The sequence below is a fragment of the Pseudocalidococcus azoricus BACA0444 genome, from assembly GCF_031729055.1.
In the GTDB taxonomy this organism is placed as follows: domain Bacteria; phylum Cyanobacteriota; class Cyanobacteriia; order Thermosynechococcales; family Thermosynechococcaceae; genus Pseudocalidococcus; species Pseudocalidococcus azoricus.
The window spans coordinates 111,638-133,893 of record NZ_JAVMIP010000002.1 but is presented as its reverse complement, the minus strand read 5'-3'; the positions used below and the strand labels follow the sequence as shown (position 1 = coordinate 133,893).

Here is a 22,256-nt window from a genome sequence, read left to right as displayed (position 1 = left end):
CCACCGGAGTTGGGGAGGAATTAAACTTTACGGGAGTAGTATTCTACCACCAGCAGTTCATTGACTTGCAAGGCCACCCATTCCCGCTCGACAACACCATTGACCTTGCCCGTGAAGGTATTTTTATCAAACTCAAGGTGGGTCGGGAGATTAGCCAGGCCAGGGCTTTGGAGATTAGCTTCTACCATCTGCCGTGAGTTATCCCGCTGGCGCACCCCAATCACTTCACCCGGCCGGACTTGGTAGCTGGGAATCGAAACCGCCCGCCCATTCACAGTGATATGGCCATGGTTGACGAGTTGCCGCGCCGCCGGAATTGTCGGAGCCATGCCCATCCGAAATACCGTATTATCGAGGCGCATTTCTAGGAGTTGCAAGAGGGCTGTTCCGGTTGAGCCACTAACCCGCCGAGCTTTGCGGACATAGCGTACCAGTTGCCGCTCCGACACTCCATAGTTAAACCGCAGCTTTTGTTTTTCTTCCAGCCGAGTTGCATATTCTGATTTTTTCTTGCGGGCCTGGCCATGTTGTCCGGGGGGATAAGACCGTTTCGGAGATTTACGGGTCAGTCCAGCTAATTCACCAAGGCGGCGGACAATTCTCAGGCGGGGACCACGATATCGAGCCATGTAACGTTCCTTACTGTGGGTATCCTAAGCAAAAGTTGAGCGATGCCGAGGGCGATAATAACCCTGGGAAGTGCTTAAAACCAGGCCTGGGCTGTGTGAAAAATCCCAATACCGGGTAAGCCTTTCTAGTATAGGGGGCAATGACCACCCAAGCAAGTCCTGAGTTAGGATCACCGTAGAATAGAAGGCCAGCTTGACTTCTGAGGCTAATTCCTGAGTCAGTCCGAGGGCATCGCCCACCCAATTCAGGGAGTCAGTTAGCCTGATGCGATACCTTAAGATAGGTGAATTGACCAGCAATCTAGCAATTGAACGAGGCCCCTATGGCAGATGTGGCAAGCAGTCCTGAGAAGCAAAAAGCCCTCAACTTAGTTGTCAACCAAATTGAAAAAAGTTTTGGCAAAGGCAGCATTATGCGGCTGGGAGATGCTACTCGCATGAGGGTGGAAACCACTCCCACGGGGGCTTTAACCTTAGATTTAGCCTTGGGCGGCGGGATTCCCCGCGGGCGGGTGATTGAAATCTATGGGCCAGAAAGTTCCGGGAAAACAACTCTCGCCCTCCATGCCGTGGCCGAAATTCAAAAAGCCGGAGGGGTGGCGGCCTTCGTAGATGCGGAACACGCCTTGGATCCAACCTATGCTGCGGCTCTGGGAGTAGATATTGAAAACCTCTTGGTAGCCCAACCCGATACGGGGGAAGCGGGCCTGGAAATTGTCGATCAACTGGTGCGCTCAACGGCTGTGGATGTGGTGGTGGTGGACTCGGTGGCAGCCCTAGTTCCACGGGCAGAAATTGAAGGCGAAATGGGGGATACCCACGTTGGCCTTCAGGCCCGATTGATGAGCCAGGCCCTGCGAAAAATTACGGGGAATATCGGTAAAACTGGCTGCACCGTGATTTTCTTAAACCAACTGCGGCAGAAAATTGGCGTCACCTATGGGAATCCCGAAACCACTACGGGGGGTAACGCCCTCAAGTTCTATGCTTCGGTACGCTTAGATATTCGCCGAGTCCAGACCCTGAAAAAAGGCACGGAAGAATTTGGAATTCGAGCCAAGGTGAAAGTAGCGAAAAACAAAGTCGCGCCGCCCTTTCGCGTAGCTGAGTTTGATGTCATCTTTGGGAAAGGAATTTCCAGCCTCGGCTGCATTGTTGATATGGCCGAAGAAACCAATGTCATCACAAGGCGCGGGGCCTGGTACAGCTATGAAGGAGACAATATTGCCCAAGGCCGGGACAACACGATCAAATATCTCGAAGATAATCCCGATTTTGCTCGGAAAGTGGAGAACCTAGTGCGGGAAAAACTGGATAAAGGGGCTGTAGTTTCGGCAAATTCCGTCGCCCATCCCCATGATGAAGCTCAAGTAGAGGAAGATTGAGCTAGTTGCCATTCCCGATAGGCCCCATAAACCCCTTGGACGTTATACCAATTCAGGAAAATCCGGGCTACCTCTAGGGCTAGCTGGGGTTTACCGCGATCAATCAACCATTGCAACAGTGGCCCTAATGTCCGTTCATTGAGTTGCCCACCCAAGGATAAAAGTCCCCATAAAACCCGATGGAGCCAAGTCATTTGAATCATGAGGCGGACATCAAAGGTGGGATGCTTCTGATAAAAAATCACTCCCATACGCCCCCGTTGAATTTCCTGGTCAATCAGGTGGGGAATTTGTTGCAAGCTAAAGGGAGGATGCCAATGGTAGCCAACCGCGGTGGGAGCTTTAATCAGTTTCAGACCCATATTTTTTAGGCGTACCCCCAATTCCAAATCCTCCCAACCGTAGAGGGTAAAGCTGAGATCAAAGAGGCCGGCTTCGATTAACCAATGACGGGCAATGGCAACATTTCCGGTGGCAAAAAAGGCGGCCGAAAAATCCGTAATCTTATAGGGTTCACTGGTTGGATTCTCAAAGTTGCAGGTATTGATCACCCGGCCATAGGTAAAACAGCGATCATCCCCCAACTCTTGTTGGCCTTGGCGGAGAGCCACAGCATGAGCTTGGAGAAAGGTTTCGGTGACAACTAAATCACTGTCAATAAAAATAATTGTGTCCCCCTGGGCCTGGAGCACCCCCAAATTCCGCGCTGCCGCTGGCCCTTGATGGTCTTGCAGGAATAGTCGGACATGGGGGAATTCTGTCGGGTTGGCCTGAAGCCACGAAACGGTGCTATCCGTAGAGCCATCATCAATCACTACCACTTCATAGCCATCAATTCCCAGATTCGCCCCGTAGGATTGGGCTTCCAGGCCCCGCAAACACTTTTCTAAAATTGGCAGACGATTGTAGGTCGGAATGACAACACTGAAAAACATAACGCGCAACCGTGACTATACCTTTAGCCTACAGGCCACCCAGAATAATCAGGTATGAATAATAATTTTCTCTGGGGTAATCTCTGTGAGTAGGTACAAATCTCCACAATAAAATATTGAGCCAGGCCAGGAAATTTCTTGAAACCTCAAAAAACTCCGCAACCGGACTCAAGCAATTTTATTAACATGTTATCAACTTAAAGCGTGCTGGAGAGTGGAGTGAACAGAGACATTAATTCGTAGAAATTAGCCCGCTGCTACCTTTTCTTCTGCTAGCTCTCGGAGACTGGGAAAGAGAAAATGATTCTCTTCGACATACTGAGCCCCAAACAACCCTTTCTCCGCCCAAAAATAGCGATCCGTGGTGTGTTCGTTGCGTTTGACAAGGAGTAGTGCAGGAGGAGGGATTTCCTTTGATTGAATAAACTTGCGGGCCGCCGTTACAGGTTTGTCCTCACCACTTTCAATGCTAAATTGAGGTACACACTCCAAGATTCTCCGTCCCTCAAGACGACGACGACTTTTCCGCTTACGCCTTCTGGCCAAGTTGCTTTACCTCCTTATGCCATGCGAGTTTGTTGTGAGCTATACAAAATTCGACTTCAAGTATATCCGGTCACTCTCGGGAATTTCAACTTTTCTTAATTCTTTGATACACATTTTATTCATTCGACTTATATCTAATAGAATATAAAGACCATCTTAGAGAACTGTTAAGGGATTAGGAGAGCGTTGAGGCGGAGTCGGTTGTGGTTTAGCTGTATTGTTCATTAGAGATTTTGGGGGGCTAGAATTCCATGATGATTCAGCGATTGATTGACCGAGTGCAAAGCACAAAGGTGTTGACATCGTCCCTAACAAACCAAATTAGTCAATTACTCTGGAAGCGAGATTATGATAGTCAGGATATGGAAGCCTTAGCTCAGTTGATGGATGCCCTCGATATGGGTGAAATTCTAGAAAAGTCTTAACTGGGGATCACGGTAAACTTGAATCGTCATCCAGTTTGGAATATTGAGGGGTCATTGATTGATGAATAAGCTGTTCTCGGCCTTGGTTTTATCGGGTTTTGTCTGGATGGGTTCGGCTTCTCTAGCTTTATCCCAATCTGCACCACCGCCCGGCCTGTCTTTAATTGGTTCAGAGGATGCAAACAAACTTGGCCTGACTCCGCCCCAAATCAAGGGCATTATTCAACTCCAAAAACAGATTCATAGCAATATTGAGGGGATTCTAACTCCACCGCAACTACAACAGTTCCAGGCCAGCTTGTCCCAAGGCGCAACCACCCGTGATGCCCTCAAATCCGCTGAGCTCAACATTCGCCAAAAAGTCCGGGTGAAGAATGTGATGGAAGGAGCAATCGCCGAACTGAAAACTATCTTGACCCCAGCCCAATTTGCGGAAATTCAAACCAAATTGCAATAGTTGTTCATCATGGCTAACAACCAGATTAAAATTTCAGCTCTGAAACGCCATCTAAATGATTCATCCAAAGCCGACCTGATCATAGAGATTGTTGATCTTATCTCGACATGGGGGTGAAATCTACCAACGCCTACGGGGACATTGACGAATCTTTTTATAACAGTATGGAGAGTATGTATCTCAGCACAGTTAAGTTTATTGTTAGGCAGGAACTATAGTTTCTATTTCAAGAGAGGTATCAAAAAATAGTCACTGAGACAAGTGGGATTGGTTGGGGCTTCCGTGATATGCGTTCTAAAATTTATGAAGAAGATTTTAACCCCGCATAACACTAGTATCTTTTGAACTGCTTCGTGATGATTGTAGGAGTGGCAATCCGTTTACATGCTATAAAATTAAGAAACAGTCCAGGAACTATAAACAGAGAGCCACAAGGGTTTTTACCTGAGATGTAAGGTTGGCAATGAAAGTTTGGGTGACGGGTAAACTATCCACCACCAGGCCAACACAGAGCAACATCATGTAAAGAATCGAAAACTTAAATAACGCCCGGGCCCGATCCTTATCCCCAGGAGCTTGGATTAAATCCCAGGCCCGGTAGATGAAACCCACACCTAAACCAACGGCCACTAGACCATAAAGCCACCCCGCCACATGACAGGGATACACCAGCAATAGGGTTGTTGGCAGAAGTACAAGAGTGTAGATAAAAATTTGCTTGGCTGTCGGCCCATCCCCATTCACCACCGGCAACATCGGCACATTCACCTTGGCGTAGTCTTCTTGGATCAGCATTGCTAAGGGCCAAAAGTGGGGCGGTGTCCAGACAAAAATGATTGCAAATAAAACCCAGGCCGGCCAACTCAGTTCTCCAGTCACTGCGGCCCAACCCACTAAGGGCGGAATGGCCCCAGCCGCACCCCCAATGACAATATTTTGGGGAGAGGATCGCTTCAGCCAATGGGTATAGACGGCTACATAGACAACTATCCCAGCCATCGCGAGACCAGCACTGAGGAGATTGGCAAAAATGGAGAGGAGGGCAAATGCAGTCACAGCTAAGGCCCCAGCAAATACTAAGGACTCCCAAGGTTGGATTCGCCCGGCGGGTAGGGGACGAGAACTGGTTCGTTCCATGATCTGGTCAATGTCCCGGTCATAGAAGCAATTAATAGTATTAGCCGCCGCCGCCGCCAAAGCCCCACTCACCAAGGTCACTAGCAGGAGTAACGGATCCACAGACCCTTGACTCGCTACTTCCATGGCGGCGGCCGTGGTGATCAGAAACAGCAAAATTAAGCGGGGTTTTGTTAGTTGGTAATAGTCGCCCAAAATGGCAAATAGGTGACGCTGGCCTGGTGTTGTCCAAGTCGTATCTTGCATAGGGAATATCCGTAAAGCTAAATCAGTGAACCAGAGTCATGAGGGAGAAAAAGGAGCCGATTTTTCGAGGGAAGTCGTGGTGAAGTCTCGGGCGACAAAGGTTGTAAAGGCCACTAAAGTTCCTAATAAGGCAGCCCCAACCATTTGATGGGCCACGGTTAGGGCCGGGATGGCCAATTTAAGATTATAAGTCGTACTGCCCAAGAAAATCTGCAACAGCAAACAGAGAAAGATGAGTTGCCCCAGTTTACGCAACAGGGGATGTAGGGCCGCTTGTCGCCAGGCCAGGATCCCCACCACCAAGGAAGCTAAACTTGCCGGAACAACGCCCACTAGATGACTATTCATCACCTCACAAAGCCGCTCACCATAAAGACATTGGTGTAAGGCCCACTGGGAAGACACTAGCCCACCCAAAATGCTTTGACAGTACACCAGAAACACCGCCCCCAGGCCCCAGCCCTTCAACCAGCCCGCTGTACCTACTCCTTGATAGGGCGTTAACCAGGCCGTGAGGACAACCAAGGTACAAAAGAACAACAGGCCGGTTCCAAGGTGAGCCGTGACAATTTCAAAGCGGAGTAATTCTGTCACCGTTAGTCCGCCTAATAGGCCTTGAACAATCACCAGGAGTAAACTAAAGCTCGATAAGACAGCCCAACCCTTGGGAACATGGGCCCGCCAGTACCAGGCCAACCCAGTGAGTCCAATCGCAAACAACCCCATACTGGTGGCAATCAGGCGATGAAACCACTCCAGAAACACTTGCAAGTTCATCTGCTGCTTCGGAATTAACTCCCCATAGCAGAGGGGCCAATCGGGACAGGCTAAACCCGCTTCCATTACCCGTGTAGCACTACCAACCCCCATCAGAAAGAGGGTCATGACAGTCATTAAGACCACAAGGCGATAGAGCCAGGCCTGGGCATTGGTTTTAGCCGCATCTGGGTTTGGGGGTTTAGGAGAAACCGAGGGAGTTAGGGTCAGTCGTTCCAGCATAGGTGGTTAGGCAGTGAGACTCGTCTCGAAATACACTCCCCATAGTAGAGAGGGTTTCCCTGGGGATCAGAAAAATCGTGAAAATCTATAGCTTTTCTTTAAGTTTGAAGCGGAGTATATACTTTTGTAACCAGATTCAAGTTTAGAAATGGGTCTGGCCGAGTTTCTCATCTCTCCAAATGGCCATCCCCCCCATCCTCGGGACTATAGCGTTACTCATTTAGGGCGAGGTGGGGGCAATTCAGAAAATGCTTGATGGTCAATCTTTTTAACAGTTCTACTCTCTCAGAACAGTCTGCGTAACGCTATATATCCTAACTTCTGTGAGTATTTTGCCAGGGCTGTAGAACTGTTATATTAGAGAACCTGAGTCATGAACTCCGGCCTGGCGGCATAGCCAAGTGGTAAGGCAGAGGTCTGCAAAACCTTTATCCCCCAGTTCGAATCTGGGTGCCGCCTTTTCAGGTTAAAGCATTCTTTGATCTTGATGGATATGGGTGGGGTTGGAATCGTTGTAAGCGCAGAGCATTCGTGACAACCGAGACCGAACTGAAGGCCATGGCTCCCCCCGCAAGAATGGGATTTAAGAGCCAGCCCCAGATCGGATAAAACAGCCCCGCCGCAACTGGAATGCCAATGCTGTTGTAGATCAGGGCAAAAAAGAGGTTTTGGTGGATATTCCGGAGAGTGGCTCGGGATAATTGAATCGCGGTGACAATGCCTTGGAGATCGCCGGAAATGAGGGTGATGTCACTAGCGGCAATGGCCACATCAGTCCCTGTTCCAATGGCAATCCCGACGTTGGCCTGGGCTAAGGCAGGTGCATCGTTAATCCCATCCCCGACCATGGCCACAATCTGTCCCTGGGCCTGAAGTTTTTCGATCATGGCCGCTTTGGCAGCCGGTTTGACTTCGGCCAACACCTCCTTAATCCCCACGTCTGCGGCAATGGCCTGGGCCGTATCCCAGCGATCTCCCGTCAACATGACTACTTTTAAGCCCATCCGTTGGAGGGTTTGCACAACTGATGAGGATGAGGGTTTCAGGCTATCGGTAATTCCCACCAGGCCCTGCATTTCGCCGTTAATCGCAATCCCAATCCAACTGTGATCTTGGGTTAAAGCTGGGGGTAAGAACGATGCCGGAATCTGCAGGGATTCTAACCAAGTCAAGCTGCCCACCTGGACAAAATTCTGATTGACGTTCCCTTGCACTCCTTCACCCGGCCAGGCCTGGAACATCTCGGCATAGGGAATAGGAACTGCTTGGGATTGGGCATAGTTGACAATGGCCTGGGCGAGGGGATGCTCAGATAGCCGTTCCACCGCCGCAGTTTGAGCGATCAGGGCTTGAATTTCTGGGGTGGTCAGGCCCGGTCGGGTTAGCCAGTGGGTTACGGTTGGTTTGCCCTGGGTTAGGGTTCCCGTTTTATCCAGAACAATGGTTTGAATCTTGGCAGCCAGTTCTAAGCTATCGGCCCCTTTAATTAAAATTCCATATTCGGCTCCTTTGCCTGTCCCCACCATGATCGAAGTCGGAGTAGCCAGGCCGAGGGCACAGGGGCAAGCAATAATCAGGACTTGAATGAGGGTAAAAATAGCTAAGGTTAGGTTTCCAGTTGCCAACCACCAGGCCAGGAAGGTCAACAGGGCGATGCCGATCACGACCGGAACAAACCAGGCCATAACTTGATCCGCACGGCGTTGAATGGGGGCGCGACTACTTTGGGCCTGCTGCACCAATTGAACCATCTGGGCTAAAAATGTCTCCCGGCCAACTTTTGTCACCTGCACCTGTAAACTACCTGACTGATTGAGCGTCGCGCCAATAACCTCGTCCCCTGACTGCTTCAAAACAGGTTGGCTTTCGCCAGTCACTAGGGCTTCATCAACATTGGATTGCCCCCCTAGAACAATTCCATCTAAGGGAATTTTTTCACCCGGCCGGATCAGGACTACATCCCCCACCTGTACGGCCGTAGTCGCAATTTCAAGGTCTCCCTCAGGACGGACGACTCGGGCTGTTTGCGGTTGTAAGCCAATCAGTTGTCGAATGGCCTGGGAGGTTTGCCGTTTGGCTTGCTGCTCTAAGTACCGCCCCAAAAGCACCAAGGTAATGACAATGGCAGCCACTTCAAAGTAAACATGATGGTCTAGACCCAATTGGGCGGCCCAGGCCGGGAAGAGGGTTAACACGAGGGAATAGCCATAGGCCGCACTGGTTCCCAAGCTGACTAAGGTGTCCATTGTGGCGGTTCGATGTTGGGCCGCTATCCAAGCCTGGCGATAGAATGAACCCCCCACCCAAAACTGGATCGGTGTCGCGAGAAGAGCCTGTACCCAAGCGGATTGTAAGAACTGGGGAATCCCTGGATCCCAACCCAGCATCATCGGCAATGCCCCCAGGACAATCAAAATACTTAAACCACTGCCCCAATACACCTGCTGCCGGAGTTGCCGTTGGGTTTGTCGCCAGGCCTGGTTTTCGGCAGTTAAATCCATGAGCAGGGCGAGGGGGTCTGCGATATAGGTCGCGCCATACCCGACTGCTTGGACGGCCTGTTCTAAATCAGCAATCGTCGTTAAGGCAGGATTCAGTTCCACACTGGCCTGGGTGGTAGCTAAATTGACGTTACATTCTCGTACCCCTGGTAAGGCTTGGATCGCTTTAGTAATGGTTTGGACACAGGCCCCGCAGCGTACCCCAGTGAGTTGGAAGGTGATCATTGGACAACATACCCGGCCTGAATAATTGCCGCCCGAATTGCCAATTCCTCGGCCTGGGAGATCACTCTGACTGCTTTTGTCTCCAAGTCGGCGGCAATTTCGGCATCGGCATCAAGGGCCTGGATGGCCTGGCGAATCAGATCACCGCAACCTTCGCAGACCATATCGGTTACATAAAACTGATAGCTCGGCATGATTCCGCCTCCAGCCTCGAAAACTCCTATTCCCATGCTAGGGCCTTTGACAGGGGGTAAAAACAAGCCAAGGAAATCTACACCAACTAATGTTTTACTTCAGCCATAGGGCGCGGCTATGATCGGGGCAAGAGCTTTACAATTATTGTTTGAGGCAGTTACTAGCATGAATCGTCTGCCAGGCCAAAGGAAAGCAAAAGGCAAGGTCACAGAACCGATCCATCGCTTGGGCCAAGACCTACAGCGAATTGGCTGGATTGGCTTTTGGATTCAGGTAATTTTTGCTTTTTTGTCATTAATTATCATCTTGACGGTATTCTTTGGTCGCAACTTTAATGCCAGTCAAATCCAAGCTCCCAATCGTTCCAATTTTGGCCTGATTTTAGCCTGTATTGGTTTGATTTTTCTCTCCATTGGCATTTATTGTAACTTTCGCTATCCGCAACTGGGCCGTCAAATGGATAACCCGGAAAAACGTCCCGCTAAAGCAGAAGTTCTCAAGTATCTCAAGCTGGGCCTGTGGGTCAATGTCTTGGGAATGGTGTTCACCGTCATTGCTGCAGAATGGAATGTGGGGATGTTGCTACTAAGAGTTCTCTCCCTGCCCCAAGGTGCCGCAGTTTATGCCACAGGGCTATTAGTTGAACCCATTGATATTTTTGTTGTTCAATCCAAAATAAACATTATTGCAGCTCAACTCACGGGAATTATTTCGGCTCTGTGGCTACTCCTACGGGTCAATCAAAATCAACCCTAATTCAATCAAAATCAACTCTAATTCAATCACTAATTTAAATTCAAATCAATCTCTTATTGTAGGGATATTTCACATTAGGGTATTAAGTTACAATGCAAAATTCATTATTATTTCTCATGTCATCTTAAGATAAGAGATACTATCTGAATAAGAGATACTTGCAATGCTTGCGAGATAGCCTTAATCAAAAAGGTTATCAGCTTGCAAACATCCCTTGTTAGAGTGATTCGCTATCAAAAAATACGAGACAAGGGGTATTTATGAAACTTTTAAACTGCTTTGTTTTAACCATAGGAGCTATCCTACTATCTTCCCAGCTTGCAAGTGCGGATATTGGCAATACGGCAACTCAGCAGATGTGTACTCAATCAGGGAGCGATTCGGCCCCGCTGCCACCAAATCCAAATACAGATTGGGCCAATGGGGGACTCAATCGAAACCTTGATCGAATTGTTTACAAGCGTGAAATTATTGCCTATAAAATTAAGTGGAGTTCGGGCTGGAGTGTTTGGTATGTCAAGGGAGTTAATGATCTCTATTCGTTAACCACGCCCAGTGCCTCTCCGCCAGGGGCAGTTAATGCACGTCTCGCATGGATATATTTTGTTGATCACCAGCATCAATTTATTTCCTGCGATTGATAAAAGACTTAGCTGAGGGATAAGCGATGGGGCGAATCCAACTTAATGCGGACAAGCTCTCTATGTTTCTCTATGGGGTATTTTAGTCAAAACAAGAGAATTCACTGTCACTCCGATTATACTATTGAAAAATAAATTTATATCATGAGAGAATTATCTTTGTGGTGTGACGCTTCTATGCTCGACTAATGTCAAAAATCATCTCTGTTAGACATATCTGATATTTATGTCAAAAATAATTCCTCAAATGATTGCCGAAAAAATTATTATTGCCCTTGATGTCCCGACAATCGAGGCTGCATTTAGATTAGTTGACCAAATTCCCCAGGCCAGTTTTTGGAAGGTGGGTTTAGAGTTATTTCTCAAGGCCGGACATGAGGTGCTGCCGGAACTGAAAAAACAACAAAAACGGATTTTCTTAGATCTCAAACTCCACGATATTCCCAATACTATTGCTGCTGCCTGTCGCATCCTCGCTGACTATGGGGTGGACTTGTTAACCATTCATACAACCGTGGGTCGATCGGGCTTAAAAGCGGCTCAAACTGCTCTCAAAGAGTCATCTCAACGGTTGGGAATTGCACCTGCAAAATTGTTGGGAGTCACCCTCTTAACCAGCTTTTCTCCTCGTGAACTAGCCTTTGACTTGAAAATTCCCCTCGAGTTACCAGACTATATTTTGCAAATGGCCCTTTTAGCTCAGAAATCCAGCTTAGATGGGGTGATTTGTTCGCCGCAAGAGGCCGCCCTGATTCGCCAGGCCTGTGGAGAGGATTTTTTATTGGTCTGTCCGGGAATTCGTTTACCCAGTCAAAAGGGAAAAGATGATCAACAACGGACGATGACTCCCCAAGCCGCTTTCCAGGCCGGCGCGAACTACCTCGTGATTGGCCGCCCGATCACTCAGGCCCCAGATCCTGCCCAAGCCTTCCAAGAATTACTAACTGCTTAGAGATTAAGAACAGGTTGATCAGACCTCAAAATGTTGCCAACGTTGCTGGGGATCAAGGGTGATCGTTTCCGTGTCAGATACTAAGGTAATTTCAGTTCCCGATGTAATTTCGCCAATGATCGCTGCCTGAGAGTTGAGGTGTGAAATCAGAGTTTTGGCGGCCGCTGGGGCAAGAGTCAGGACTAGTTCAAAATCTTCACCCCCATAGAACCCCCAGGCCTGGCCTAATTCCGGCGGTAATTCTTGCACTAAAGGAAGCTGCTCAGCCCAAAGTATCGCTCCGGTTTGACTTTGCTGACAAATTTGGATCACCGCATCCGCCAGGCCATCACTGCTATCCATCCCAGCAATTCTTTCTGTTGGTAAATAGCGGCGAATGATCTCAATCACATCTAAACGGGGGCGGGGGCGTTGATGGGTCTGAATCAAGGTTTGGCGTTGATAGGTGGTTAAGAACTCTCCCCAAGCGGGTTTTAACAATAGCTCCAGGCCCGCTCGCGCCGCCCCATGAATGCCTGTTGCCAAAATCACATCCCCCGGCCGGGCCCTATGTCGATAGATTGCCGCTTGCGGATCCACTTCTCCCAAGGCCGTAATCGCTAAACTCAAACTATCTGATTGACAAACATCACCCCCTAAAATTGGCCCACCAGCAAACTCTCTTAAACAGACTGCCAAGCCCTGATAAATCCCCTCAATCCAGGCCACGGGCACATCCGGCGGCAGACTTAAACCAACTGTAATCCCTAAAGGCCTGGCCCCCATGGCTGCCAAGTCGGATAAATTTGCCGCCGCCGCCCGCCACCCCACATCCTCAGGAGTCATCGTCACGATCCCCGGCTGGGCCAACCCTAAGCTAAAATGCACCCCATCGACCAACAAGTCCGTTGTCACCACCACCTGTTGACCGGGGGAGATTGAAACTAGGGCCGCGTCATCCCCCACCAGTTGGCCTGGACAGAACGTTTGGACAATGGCCAGTAGGCCAGCCTCGCCAATATCCTTGACTAGGTGCATGGGAACATCAACCTCAAACTCTCACGATCCAATTAGACCTAAAATGCCAGGCGGACTAAATCATTACTGTTCCAGAATGGCTATTTTCCAGGCACTTCAACAACAACTGTGGCCGCAACAGGTTTACCCTGATAAACAATCTGATCATGGTTATTGCCATTCAGAGTAACCTTAATTTCATTCCGGCCTGGAGCCAACTGGGGGAGAAAAAAGTCTGGACAATAGACACGGGTAAACATCTTGCCATTGATATACAGATGTGCATGACCGGTATTAACGTTACTAGGGGTATTGATTGCCCTGGGCGTAAACTGAAAATTTGTTGTGTTAATCCTGAGGTTATAGCCCCGTTTTTTATCAGGAGTAACTTCCAAGGCAATAGTTGGCGCAGGCTGTCCCGGCGGAACTTCGATAGTTTCATGGCTATGCATTGCCTCATGGCCACCTCCAGAGGTCGGCATTCCGAGAGATGCTAAAGGCAACAATCCTAAACCGAGGATAGTCAACCCAGCTAAACAACTAATTTTATTCATGATCTCAATAATTCAACGACCTCAAATATCTTATATAAACTAGCTAGCTTATGGGCCTCGGCAAGCAAATACTTAGGGGCCGGCAAAGACCGCCGACTCAACATCTTCGCGACTGAGGGAATACTTAAAAGCCCGTTTAACCTGATGCCCCGGTGCTTCATAGAGAACAGTGAGTTCCTCAATATCCAAGCTAATCCAGGCCTGCCATTGGGGTGTTTTAAGCTGCCAACAGTGTAATTGTTCCCGATGTTGGACACAGCCATGCTCCCGTAACCAGGCCTCGATCAGGGGCAGAGGATGATTGTAGAGGGGTGTATCAGGGGCAGGTAGGTTCATCAGGAATTTACTCAGACAAAAGCCAAGACAAAGCTCTCTGTAACCTAGCAAGATTATCTCAGTTCAAGCAACTAACTCCAGGCCTGGAGCATCAACTCTCCCCGACTAATGCCCACGACAATCGCCAACACTAAGCAACCCAAAAACGCCAAGCCCAAGATAAACAAGGCAAAGATTTCCCCAGCGGATAAGGGCCGCTCTACCCCTTGCACCCCCAAGCCACCTCGCCATGAATCCTTTTTATCTTGAGCCTTAGTCCCAGAGGGCGTAGTTTCAGCGTTTCCCCCCAAACGTTCTTGGCGCAGGTCGTATTGCTGCCGTAGGATTGGACTGTTTAAGACGGCATAGGCTTGGTTGAGAGCCTCAAACTTCTCGCGCGCTAAGGACAACGGCAACTGGGTCGTATCTGGGTGATAGAGCTTACTTTTTTCCCGATAGGCCTGCCGTACTTGCACCCCAGATGCCGAGGGCTGAATTCCCAGAACATCATAATAAGTCAGCTTACGGGTAGAGGACTGAGACATATCGCAGTGGACAGAGGAATGCAGGCAATGTGAATAGAATCAGGTTAAATCGGGTCAGTCAGCTTGAGTTGATAGTTTCTCAACATCATAGGCAAGTGAACTCAATCTGTCATGGGCAAACCAAGCCGGGTCAGCTAACCTCCCCCCTATTTAATCAGATCGAAGATCTTGAACATCGGCAAATACATCGCCACCAGAATCGAACCCACCATACCCCCCAAGACCGCAATCATCAATGGCTCCATCACACTCGTTAAGGCTTTGACCGACTGCTCCACCTCATCCTCATAAAAGTCAGCCACCTTCATCAACATCTTATCCAGTTCACCTGTTTCTTCACCAACATTGATCATCTGGGTGGCAAGGACAGGAAACACCCGCGCCCGTTGAATCGCAATACTCAGCATTCCCCCCGTTTGTACCTCTGCTTTGGCCGAGTCGATGGCATTGGCAATAACTTGATTTCCCGCCGTCTGGCTCACAATATCCAAGGAACGTAAAATAGGGACTCCAGAGCGGGATAATGATCCAAAGGTTCGACAAAATCGGGCTACCGCAGTTTTTTCCACCAACTCCCCAAACAAGGGCAATTTCAATAACAATTGGTCAAACATTAACCGCCCAGGGGGAGTTTTATAATAAGCACGAATGCCAATCACCAGGCCAACAATGGAAACAATCAACAAAGCCATGTACTGGGGAGTCCGTAGAAACTCACTCAAGTCCACCATGAACTGGGTAAAGGGGGGCAAATCTCCACCGAGTTGCTTAAAGATGCCGTCAAAAACCGGAATTAAAAAAATCACCATCCCTAGGAAAATCCCCACCGCCAACAGCCCAACCACAACTGGATAAGCTAAGGCTGATTTAATCTGGTTATCCAGCCGGGCCTGGTCTTCCAAGAGCTTAGAAATGCGGTTCAACACCTCATCCAAAACCCCCCCAGTTTCCCCGGCCTGGATCATCGCGACGTAGAGATTATCAAAGGCCTCCGGATGAGCCCGCATCGCATCAGCCAGAGTCCCCCCCTGTTGAATATCGTTATTGACCGCCATCAGGACTTTTTTCAGCTTGGGATTCGTACATTGATCCGCCATTACCCCCAGGCCCCGCACCAGTGCCACCCCCGCATTCACCAGAGAGGCAAACTGGCGTGAGAAAATCGCCTTATCCTTCACTGTAATTTTGCTGAGAAAGGTGAGGTCAAGGTCGGACTTGAGAGTAAGCTTCTGAGCTTCCTTGACCTCTAAAACCTGTAAGCCCTGGCTCTGGACAGTAATCCGGGCATCACGAATCGAATCGGCGGTCTGCTTAACGGTCTTAAACTTACCCTGAGCATCTTTAACCCGTAATTCATAGGTCGCCATGGCTAAATTCCCTTTTTACCCCAGTGATGAATCCGACTTAAACACCCATAACTACAGTTTCAACCTTGACTTAATGCATGCCGGCCGCTGCAACTCCACTGCCAATTAACCGCTGCAACTCATCCGCCCGAGACGACTTGGAAATGGCCGCTTCGTAGCTAATCAGGCCCGATTTATAATAATCCGCCAAGACTTTCTCGAGGGTTTGCATCCCCAATTTGCCTCCAGTTTGAATCGCTGAGTAAATCTGAGAGGTTTTCCCTTCCCGAATCAGGTTAGAAATAGCTGGAGTCGTGATCATAATTTCCTGGGCCATGACCCGGCCGAACTCCCCTGGTTTAGGATTTTTCTTAGGAACCAAGGTTTGGCTGAAGACGGCCACCAAGGAGTTGGATAACTGCACCCGAATCTGAGTTTGCTGGGCCGGGGGAAACACATCCACCATCCGATCCACGGTTTGGGGAGCCGAACTCGTGTGTAACGTTCCAAAGACTAAGTGCCCCGTTTCGGCAGCGGAAATCGCCAACTGAATCGTTTCCAAATCCCGCATCTCTCCCACCAAAATAATATCGGGGTCTTGCCGTAACGCCGCCCGTAAGGCATTGGCAAAATTCTTAGTATCCTCTCCCACTTGGCGTTGGTGAATTAAGCTTTTAATCGGTTCATAGACAAATTCAATCGGGTCTTCCACAGTCAAAATATGCTCGGCTCGGGTTTTATTGATCAGATCGATCATGGCCGCTAGGGTTGTGGTTTTTCCCGATCCCGTTGGCCCCGTCACCAAGATCAGCCCCCTCGGTCGCTCAGTCATTTCCCGAACAATATTAGGTAAGCCCAGTTGCTCAAAGGTAGGAATTTTAGAACTGAGGGCCCGCAAGCAAGCCGCATAAGTGCCTCGGTCTTTATAGACATTGACCCGAAACCGGGCCAGGCCCCGCACCCCATAGGAGCAGTCCAATTCCCAGTTCTGCTCCAGATGCTTCCGTTGAGTATTGTTGAGCATACTAAAGATCAGCCGTTGGCATTGCTCTGGGGTCATCGGCTCGTATTCCGTAGGGGTTAGCTTGCCACTAATCCGAATATAGGGGGGTAGTCCAGCCGAGAGGTGTAAATCGGAACCACCACTGGCGACCACTTGTTCCATCAAGTCTTCAATCATTAATTCCATCGTGTTTATCCTTGCAGTAGTTTTCTAAATGCCTTGCCATCCCAACCAACAGTTCATGCCCCGACTCCCATCACTTAATTCTCAAAACGAGGAGTCATACAGAAAGGACAGTCTAGCCACTCCTGCTGTAACCCAGCCCCACAAACTCGACAGGTCAGAGCACTTTTCCGTTTCGCCTTTAATTCCGACTCCAGGCCGGTATCCGTAAAGGTCACCCGCTCCACTTCTTCAAAGGTGGTATGACCTTCTTGGACAAGTTGCAAACTATAAGCCAGCAAGGTTTTCATCCCCTCTTCAACGGCAGCTTCTTTAATTTGCTCTGTCGGGGCTGCTTCAGTAATCAGAGATTGCAGTCGTTCTGTCACCCGGAGAATTTCATAGACCCCGATCCGCCCCTTATAGCCAATCCCCCCACATTTGCTACACAGTGGTGCACCAGATGCCTTTGCTACCTGAATTTCTTCGGCGGTGAGGCGGTTAGCTTTGTAAATCGTGGCTTGTAAACTCTGGGAACTGGATAAACCAAAGCGGGCCAATTCTTCACGAGTAGGCTGATAGGCAACCCGACATTCTGTACACACCCGCCGCATTAACCGCTGAGCCACCACCCCAATCAACGAAGCCGAGACCATAAACGGTTCTACTTCCATTTCCGAGAGTCGAGCGACGGCACTGGCCGCATCATTGGTATGGAGTGTGGTTAAAACTAAATGCCCAGTCAAAGCAGCTTCAATGGCGGTTTTAGCGGTTTCTTTGTCCCGAGTTTCCCCCACCAGGATCACATCCGGATCTTGGCGCAAGAAGGCTCGGAGAATTTCGGAAAAGTTCATATTTTTTTCCCGAATCACCTGCACCTGGGTCAGACCGGGTAGGGTATATTCAATCGGGTCTTCCGCCGTACTGATGTTGACACCGGGGCTATTACATTCCGCCAAGGCCGAATACAGCGTGGTCGTTTTTCCCGAACCCGTTGGCCCCGTGACCAGAATTAACCCGAAGGGTCGCTTGGTCATATCCCGGACAATGGCTAAACTCTCAGGATCGGAAATCAACTTATCCAGGCCTAATTGGGTCGAGGAGTTATCCAAAATCCGCAGGACGACCTTTTCACCCCAACGACTGGGTAGAGTGTTGACCCGGAAATCAATCCGCCGACCCTGGAATATCTTGCGGATCCGGCCATCTTGGGGGGCCCGCCGTTCTGCAATATCTAAATCGGCCAGAATTTTAAAGCGAGAAACTACGGCTGGGATAATTTTCTTAGGTAGGGGATCAAAGGCCTGTTGAAGAACCCCATCCTTGCGAAAGCGAATCCGTAAAAACTCTTCTTGGGGTTCAATATGAATATCCGAAACTCCATCCTGTAAGGCTTTGGCTAAGACTTTGTTGACCAAGGCAATAATTGGGGCATCTTCAGCACCTTTGAGGGCATCAACAAGGTCAACTTCCTGCTCCCCATCAGCATCCTCCAGGCCCCCAATGGCATCCAAGTCTTCCTCAAGATCAATAGCCCCCAAGGCCGCCGGGCCAGTTTTGACGGATTCCTCTTGGAGTTGCTTTTCAAGAAATGGGGTGATCAGGTGTTGATAGTCTTCAAGAGTGATCACCATCCGCCGGAGGGTGAGGCCCTGGCCCCGTAACGCCTTCCCTAAGTTATCCACCGCTTCCAAATTATCCGGATCGACCATCGCCACTAGCAGATAGGGGGGATCACTTTCCCGGTTCATGGAAATTGGGATGGCCTGGTAGGTGCGACAAATATCAATAGCCAAAACCGTGCCAATTAGCTGCCCAATTTGATCTATCGGAAAGCGATTCAAGTCCGGATCAAGACAGTCAATACCGTAAATGACTTTTAGTTCAAATAATTGCTGCTTTTTATATTGACGCAGAATATCTGGGGGCATCGCTCGCCCAGTGACATCTTGTAGTACCTGTACCAAGGATCGTCCCGATTTCCGACTTTCGGACATCGCCTCCCTGACTTGTTCAGAACTGGCATAACCGGACTCAACCAAAGCTTTTTGGGTCGGGGTATCATGCCGCCGCACGGTTAAAGCACGTCGTTGGGGAGGGGTATTGACCATAGGGAAACCGGGGAATAGGAGCAGTGGGATCGAACTTGCCTCTATATTAAACAAAACTCTCTGAGAAAGTGCCGTTCTATGGGATACTCGGCTGGATTCTTAATGGTTTTCGGATTCCTGGGGCGGCGGTGGGTTAAGCTAAAAATCAAGTGAGTTCAGGGAAATTAAGCAGTGCTTGCTTCAATCCTCCCAATTAGTGAACCCAAAGCATCCAATCTTGATGAGTTCAAGGTCTTCAAGTTTAACTATGGCAGCAGAAGTTACCCCAGCCCAACCTGAACCCGAATCTCCTGAAATGGTCAATCCCCATCATCCCGAAATCTCCGACAACACCCCCCCAGTGGTGAATGCTGATTCAGAATCCCTCACCCCAGAAGCTACGGCTGATGCAGTCGAAAGCATATCTTCAGATAACTCAGATGATCCCACTCCAGAAGTCATCATCGCTCTCCAAGAGGCCATTACCCGGCTGTCCACAGAGGCTGATTCTTTTCGGCAACAATTAGAAGATCGGGATCTTCAATACAAACGTCTAGCGGCAGACTTTGATAATTTTCGCAAACGGACGCAGCGGGAAAAAGACGAGTTAACGGAACAGATCAAATGTTCTACCATCACGGAATTATTACCTGTGGTGGATAGCTTTGAGCGGGCCCGGGCCCATATTACCCCGCAAACCGAGGCCGAAGAGACCATTCACCGCAGCTACCAAGGGGTTTATAAACAATTAGTCGATTGCCTGAAACGGGTTGGTGTGGCCGCAATGCGCCCTGAGGGCAAACCCTTTGATCCCAATCTCCATGAGGCGGTCATGCGGGAAGTTTCCAGTGAATATCCAGAGGGAACGGTATTGGAGCAGTTAGTCCGGGGTTATATTTTGGGAGAGCGGGTTCTGCGCCATGCCATGGTCAAGGTGTCCATCCCTGGGGAAAGTCATCCTCCTGTTGATCCGGAAAACTCAGAAGCCAGTTCTAATTAGCGGCAAAATTATTGCTTTTTGTAATCGTTTTGTTTGCGATTCCCCAGGCCTGGGACAGTCCTAGGTCTGGCTACGGCTTCATAAATTTTTGAGAGTTCCAATGTTAAGATGACCTCATTAATGGGGTATTCTCCATTAGAAGCATGGTTAATTCAAAATAACCCGATTGGGTTTAAGAGTCCTTTCGACAAAGGATAAAAGCCAGCTTTTCATAGTACCAATAGTTCATCACATAATCGTCCTAACATCACAATTTATAGTCATGGGCAAAGTCATCGGCATTGATTTGGGGACTACTAACAGTTGTGTGGCTGTCTTAGAGGGGGGAAATCCAATGGTGATCCCCAATGCCGAGGGAGGACGAACGACTCCGAGTATTGTAGCTTTTGGTAAATCCAGTGAGCGTCTGGTTGGGCAGTTAGCTAAACGCCAAGCGGTGACTAATGCAGAAAATACCGTATTTAGTATTAAACGCTTTATTGGCCGGCGTTGGGATGAAACCCTCAATGAACGGGGCCGAATTTCCTATGGTTGTGTCCAGGGCAAGGATAACACCGTTAATGTCAAGATTCGCGATAAAGAATATACTTGCCAAGAAATATCGGGGATGATCCTGCAAAAGTTAAAACAGGATGCCGAAGCCTATCTGGGAGAAACCGTAACCCAGGCCGTGATTACAGTACCAGCCTACTTCAGCGATGCCCAACGTCAATCAACAAAAGATGCAGGGGCGATTGCTGGCCTGGATGTGATGCGGATTATTAACGAGCCGACCGCCGCCGCCTTAGCCTATGGCATTGATAAGCAAGATCAAGATCAGGTGATTCTCGTCTTTGACCTCGGGGGGGGCACCTTTGATGTCTCCATTCTTCAGTTAGGAGATGGGGTCTTTGAGGTCAAATCCACATCCGGGAATAATCATCTGGGGGGAGATAATTTTGATGAGTGTATTTTAGATTGGCTCCTCGCAGACTTCCAGGCCCGTGAGGGCATTGATCTTTCGCAAGATAAAATGGCTCTGCAACGGTTACGGGAAGCTTCTGAAAAAGCCAAAGTTGAGCTATCTGGGACGTTAACCACAACCATTAACTTGCCCTTTATCACTGCCGATGAAACAGGCCCCAAACATATTGAAGCGGAACTGACTCGCTCAAAGTTTGAAGAATTAGTCGCTCACCTTGTCCAGGCCACGGTCGAACCCATGAATCAGGCTTTGGCCGATTGTGGCCTAAGTGTGGAGGAAATTGATCGGATTTTATTAGTCGGTGGCTCAACCCGGATTCCTGCTATTCAAGAGGCCGTGAAGGCCTTTGCGGGCAAATCCCCCGACCGGGCCATTAACCCGGATGAAGCCGTGGCCCTAGGGGCTGCCATCCAAGGGGGGATTTTAGGGAAGGAAACCACCGTTAAGGATTTATTACTCCTAGATGTCACCCCTCTATCCTTGGGGATTGAAACCCTAGGGGGCGTTTTTAGTAAAATTATTGATCGCAACACCACCCTACCGACTAGCAAAACTCAGAGCTTTTCCACTGCCGCTGATGGGCAAACTGTAGTTGAGGTTTCTGTCTATCAGGGGGAGCGGCCCTTAGTAGCTGACAATAAAGAACTAGCCCGCTTTGAGCTTTCGGGGATTCCGCCAGCCCCCCGCGGTGTCCCTCAAATTGATGTCAGCTTCGATATTGATGCCAATGGCATTGTCAGTGTCTCGGCGGTGGATCGAGGGACTGGGCGACAACAAGCGATTACAATTACCAATCGGGGTGGCTTGAGCAGCATGGAAATTGAACGGATGCGCCAAGAAGCCCAAATTTACGCCCAGTCTGACCAACGCAAAAAAGAGGTAGCCGAACTCCGGAATCAAGCCGATAGTCTGCTTTATAGTTATGAGTCCACCCTCCAAAGTAATGCCGCCCTCTTTACTCCTGAGGTCAAGAAAAACATTGAGCGGGTAATTGCCGGTGTCCAGGCCGCAATGGTGAACCCCGACGTAACCCCAGAGCAAATGAAGCGGCAACTAGAGGCCCTCCAGCAGGCTTTGCTCAATATTGGCTCCATGGTGTATCAGCAGAGTGCTAGCCCGACATCCTCTGGGTCTTTTCCCCTCGGCCATGACCAATCTACTCAAGTCCTTAGCGATGATGCCACGGTGATCAGTGATAATGAAGGCACGGTCGTAACAGACTATGAAGCGGTTGATTAAATTAGGATTAAGG

The 22,256-nt window shown here is 49.3% G+C and carries 22 protein-coding genes and 1 tRNA gene; 9 read left to right on the top strand and 14 right to left on the bottom strand.

All coding sequences use genetic code 11. The annotated features are described in order from the left end of the window. Positions 1-20: 20 nt before the first annotated feature. Complete coding sequence (gene rpsD, locus RIF25_RS03075; RefSeq protein ID WP_322877090.1) at positions 21-629, bottom strand: 30S ribosomal protein S4; 609 nt, start codon at positions 627-629, stop codon at positions 21-23. A 323-nt stretch (positions 630-952) separates the two neighbouring features. On the opposite strand from rpsD, the gene recA reads away from it, so the two are divergent. Next, the gene (gene recA / locus RIF25_RS03070) at positions 953-2,014 is read left to right on the top strand and encodes a recombinase RecA (RefSeq protein WP_322877089.1); all 1,062 of its coding nucleotides are present in this window, start codon (positions 953-955) and stop codon (positions 2,012-2,014) included. On the opposite strand, the gene RIF25_RS03065 is transcribed toward recA, so the two are convergent. Continuing rightward, complete coding sequence (locus tag RIF25_RS03065) at positions 1,996-2,949, bottom strand: glycosyltransferase family 2 protein (protein WP_322877088.1); 954 nt, start codon at positions 2,947-2,949, stop codon at positions 1,996-1,998. The genes recA and RIF25_RS03065 overlap by 19 nt on opposite strands. Before the next feature lie 246 nt (positions 2,950-3,195). Further along, the gene (locus RIF25_RS03060; RefSeq protein WP_015123303.1) at positions 3,196-3,495 is read right to left on the bottom strand and encodes a DUF3155 domain-containing protein; all 300 of its coding nucleotides are present in this window, start codon (positions 3,493-3,495) and stop codon (positions 3,196-3,198) included. A gap of 251 nt (positions 3,496-3,746) precedes the next feature. Between RIF25_RS03060 and RIF25_RS03055 the strand changes: the two genes are divergently transcribed. Then, positions 3,747-3,920: a hypothetical protein gene (locus RIF25_RS03055; RefSeq protein WP_322877087.1), complete on the top strand. Its 174-nt coding sequence runs from the start codon at positions 3,747-3,749 to the stop codon at positions 3,918-3,920. Positions 3,921-3,981: 61 nt separating this feature from the next. Beyond that, the gene (locus RIF25_RS03050) at positions 3,982-4,377 is read left to right on the top strand and encodes a hypothetical protein (protein ID WP_322877086.1); all 396 of its coding nucleotides are present in this window, start codon (positions 3,982-3,984) and stop codon (positions 4,375-4,377) included. Positions 4,378-4,791: 414 nt separating this feature from the next. Here the strand turns inward: RIF25_RS03050 and RIF25_RS03045 are convergent, their stop codons facing one another. Next, positions 4,792-5,760 (bottom strand): heme o synthase, encoded by a 969-nt coding sequence (locus RIF25_RS03045; RefSeq protein WP_322877085.1) that lies wholly within the window; start codon positions 5,758-5,760, stop codon positions 4,792-4,794. Between the two features lie 36 nt (positions 5,761-5,796). After that, positions 5,797-6,759: a COX15/CtaA family protein gene (locus tag RIF25_RS03040; RefSeq protein ID WP_322877084.1), complete on the bottom strand. Its 963-nt coding sequence runs from the start codon at positions 6,757-6,759 to the stop codon at positions 5,797-5,799. A 387-nt stretch (positions 6,760-7,146) separates the two neighbouring features. Between RIF25_RS03040 and RIF25_RS03035 the strand changes: the two genes are divergently transcribed. Beyond that, positions 7,147-7,218, top strand: a tRNA-Cys gene (locus RIF25_RS03035). A 2-nt stretch (positions 7,219-7,220) separates the two neighbouring features. Here the strand turns inward: RIF25_RS03035 and RIF25_RS03030 are convergent. Further along, a complete protein-coding gene (locus RIF25_RS03030; RefSeq protein ID WP_322877083.1) occupies positions 7,221-9,485 on the bottom strand; it encodes a heavy metal translocating P-type ATPase in 2,265 nt (754 codons plus the stop codon). Then, a complete protein-coding gene (locus RIF25_RS03025; RefSeq protein WP_322877082.1) occupies positions 9,482-9,679 on the bottom strand; it encodes a heavy-metal-associated domain-containing protein in 198 nt (65 codons plus the stop codon). Before RIF25_RS03025 ends, RIF25_RS03030 begins: the two co-directional genes overlap by 4 nt. Before the next feature lie 166 nt (positions 9,680-9,845). Here RIF25_RS03025 and RIF25_RS03020 point away from each other — a divergent pair, with 166 nt between their 5' ends. From RIF25_RS03020 to pyrF, 3 genes are all read left to right on the top strand, one after another. Beyond that, entirely contained in the window at positions 9,846-10,436 is a 591-nt protein-coding gene (locus tag RIF25_RS03020; protein WP_322877081.1) for a DUF3611 family protein, read from the top strand. Positions 10,437-10,696: 260 nt separating this feature from the next. Next, positions 10,697-11,077: a hypothetical protein gene (locus RIF25_RS03015; protein ID WP_322877080.1), complete on the top strand. Its 381-nt coding sequence runs from the start codon at positions 10,697-10,699 to the stop codon at positions 11,075-11,077. A 226-nt stretch (positions 11,078-11,303) separates the two neighbouring features. After that, positions 11,304-12,029, top strand: a complete 726-nt coding sequence (pyrF, locus tag RIF25_RS03010; protein WP_322877079.1) for an orotidine-5'-phosphate decarboxylase — start codon at positions 11,304-11,306, stop codon at positions 12,027-12,029. Positions 12,030-12,047: 18 nt separating this feature from the next. Here the strand turns inward: pyrF and thiL are convergent, their stop codons facing one another. From thiL to RIF25_RS02975, 7 genes are all read right to left on the bottom strand, one after another. Next, on the bottom strand, positions 12,048-13,046 hold the full coding sequence (gene thiL, locus RIF25_RS03005) for a thiamine-phosphate kinase (RefSeq protein WP_322877078.1): 999 nt from the start codon (positions 13,044-13,046) through the stop codon (positions 12,048-12,050). A gap of 80 nt (positions 13,047-13,126) precedes the next feature. Beyond that, positions 13,127-13,579 (bottom strand): hypothetical protein, encoded by a 453-nt coding sequence (locus RIF25_RS03000; RefSeq protein WP_322877077.1) that lies wholly within the window; start codon positions 13,577-13,579, stop codon positions 13,127-13,129. A gap of 72 nt (positions 13,580-13,651) precedes the next feature. Then, positions 13,652-13,915: a DUF3143 domain-containing protein gene (locus RIF25_RS02995; RefSeq protein ID WP_322877076.1), complete on the bottom strand. Its 264-nt coding sequence runs from the start codon at positions 13,913-13,915 to the stop codon at positions 13,652-13,654. Between the two features lie 71 nt (positions 13,916-13,986). Next, complete coding sequence (locus RIF25_RS02990) at positions 13,987-14,439, bottom strand: J domain-containing protein (protein ID WP_322877075.1); 453 nt, start codon at positions 14,437-14,439, stop codon at positions 13,987-13,989. Between the two features lie 146 nt (positions 14,440-14,585). Next, a complete protein-coding gene (locus RIF25_RS02985) occupies positions 14,586-15,806 on the bottom strand; it encodes a type II secretion system F family protein (RefSeq protein WP_322877074.1) in 1,221 nt (406 codons plus the stop codon). 70 nt (positions 15,807-15,876) lie between these two features. Continuing rightward, the gene (locus RIF25_RS02980; protein ID WP_322877073.1) at positions 15,877-16,974 is read right to left on the bottom strand and encodes a type IV pilus twitching motility protein PilT; all 1,098 of its coding nucleotides are present in this window, start codon (positions 16,972-16,974) and stop codon (positions 15,877-15,879) included. A gap of 74 nt (positions 16,975-17,048) precedes the next feature. Beyond that, positions 17,049-19,061, bottom strand: a complete 2,013-nt coding sequence (locus tag RIF25_RS02975) for a GspE/PulE family protein (protein ID WP_322877072.1) — start codon at positions 19,059-19,061, stop codon at positions 17,049-17,051. Between the two features lie 247 nt (positions 19,062-19,308). On the opposite strand from RIF25_RS02975, the gene grpE reads away from it, so the two are divergent. Continuing rightward, a complete protein-coding gene (gene grpE, locus RIF25_RS02970) occupies positions 19,309-20,040 on the top strand; it encodes a nucleotide exchange factor GrpE (protein WP_322877071.1) in 732 nt (243 codons plus the stop codon). 262 nt (positions 20,041-20,302) lie between these two features. Continuing rightward, a complete protein-coding gene (dnaK, locus tag RIF25_RS02965) occupies positions 20,303-22,243 on the top strand; it encodes a molecular chaperone DnaK (protein ID WP_322877070.1) in 1,941 nt (646 codons plus the stop codon). Positions 22,244-22,256: the final 13 nt, after the last annotated feature.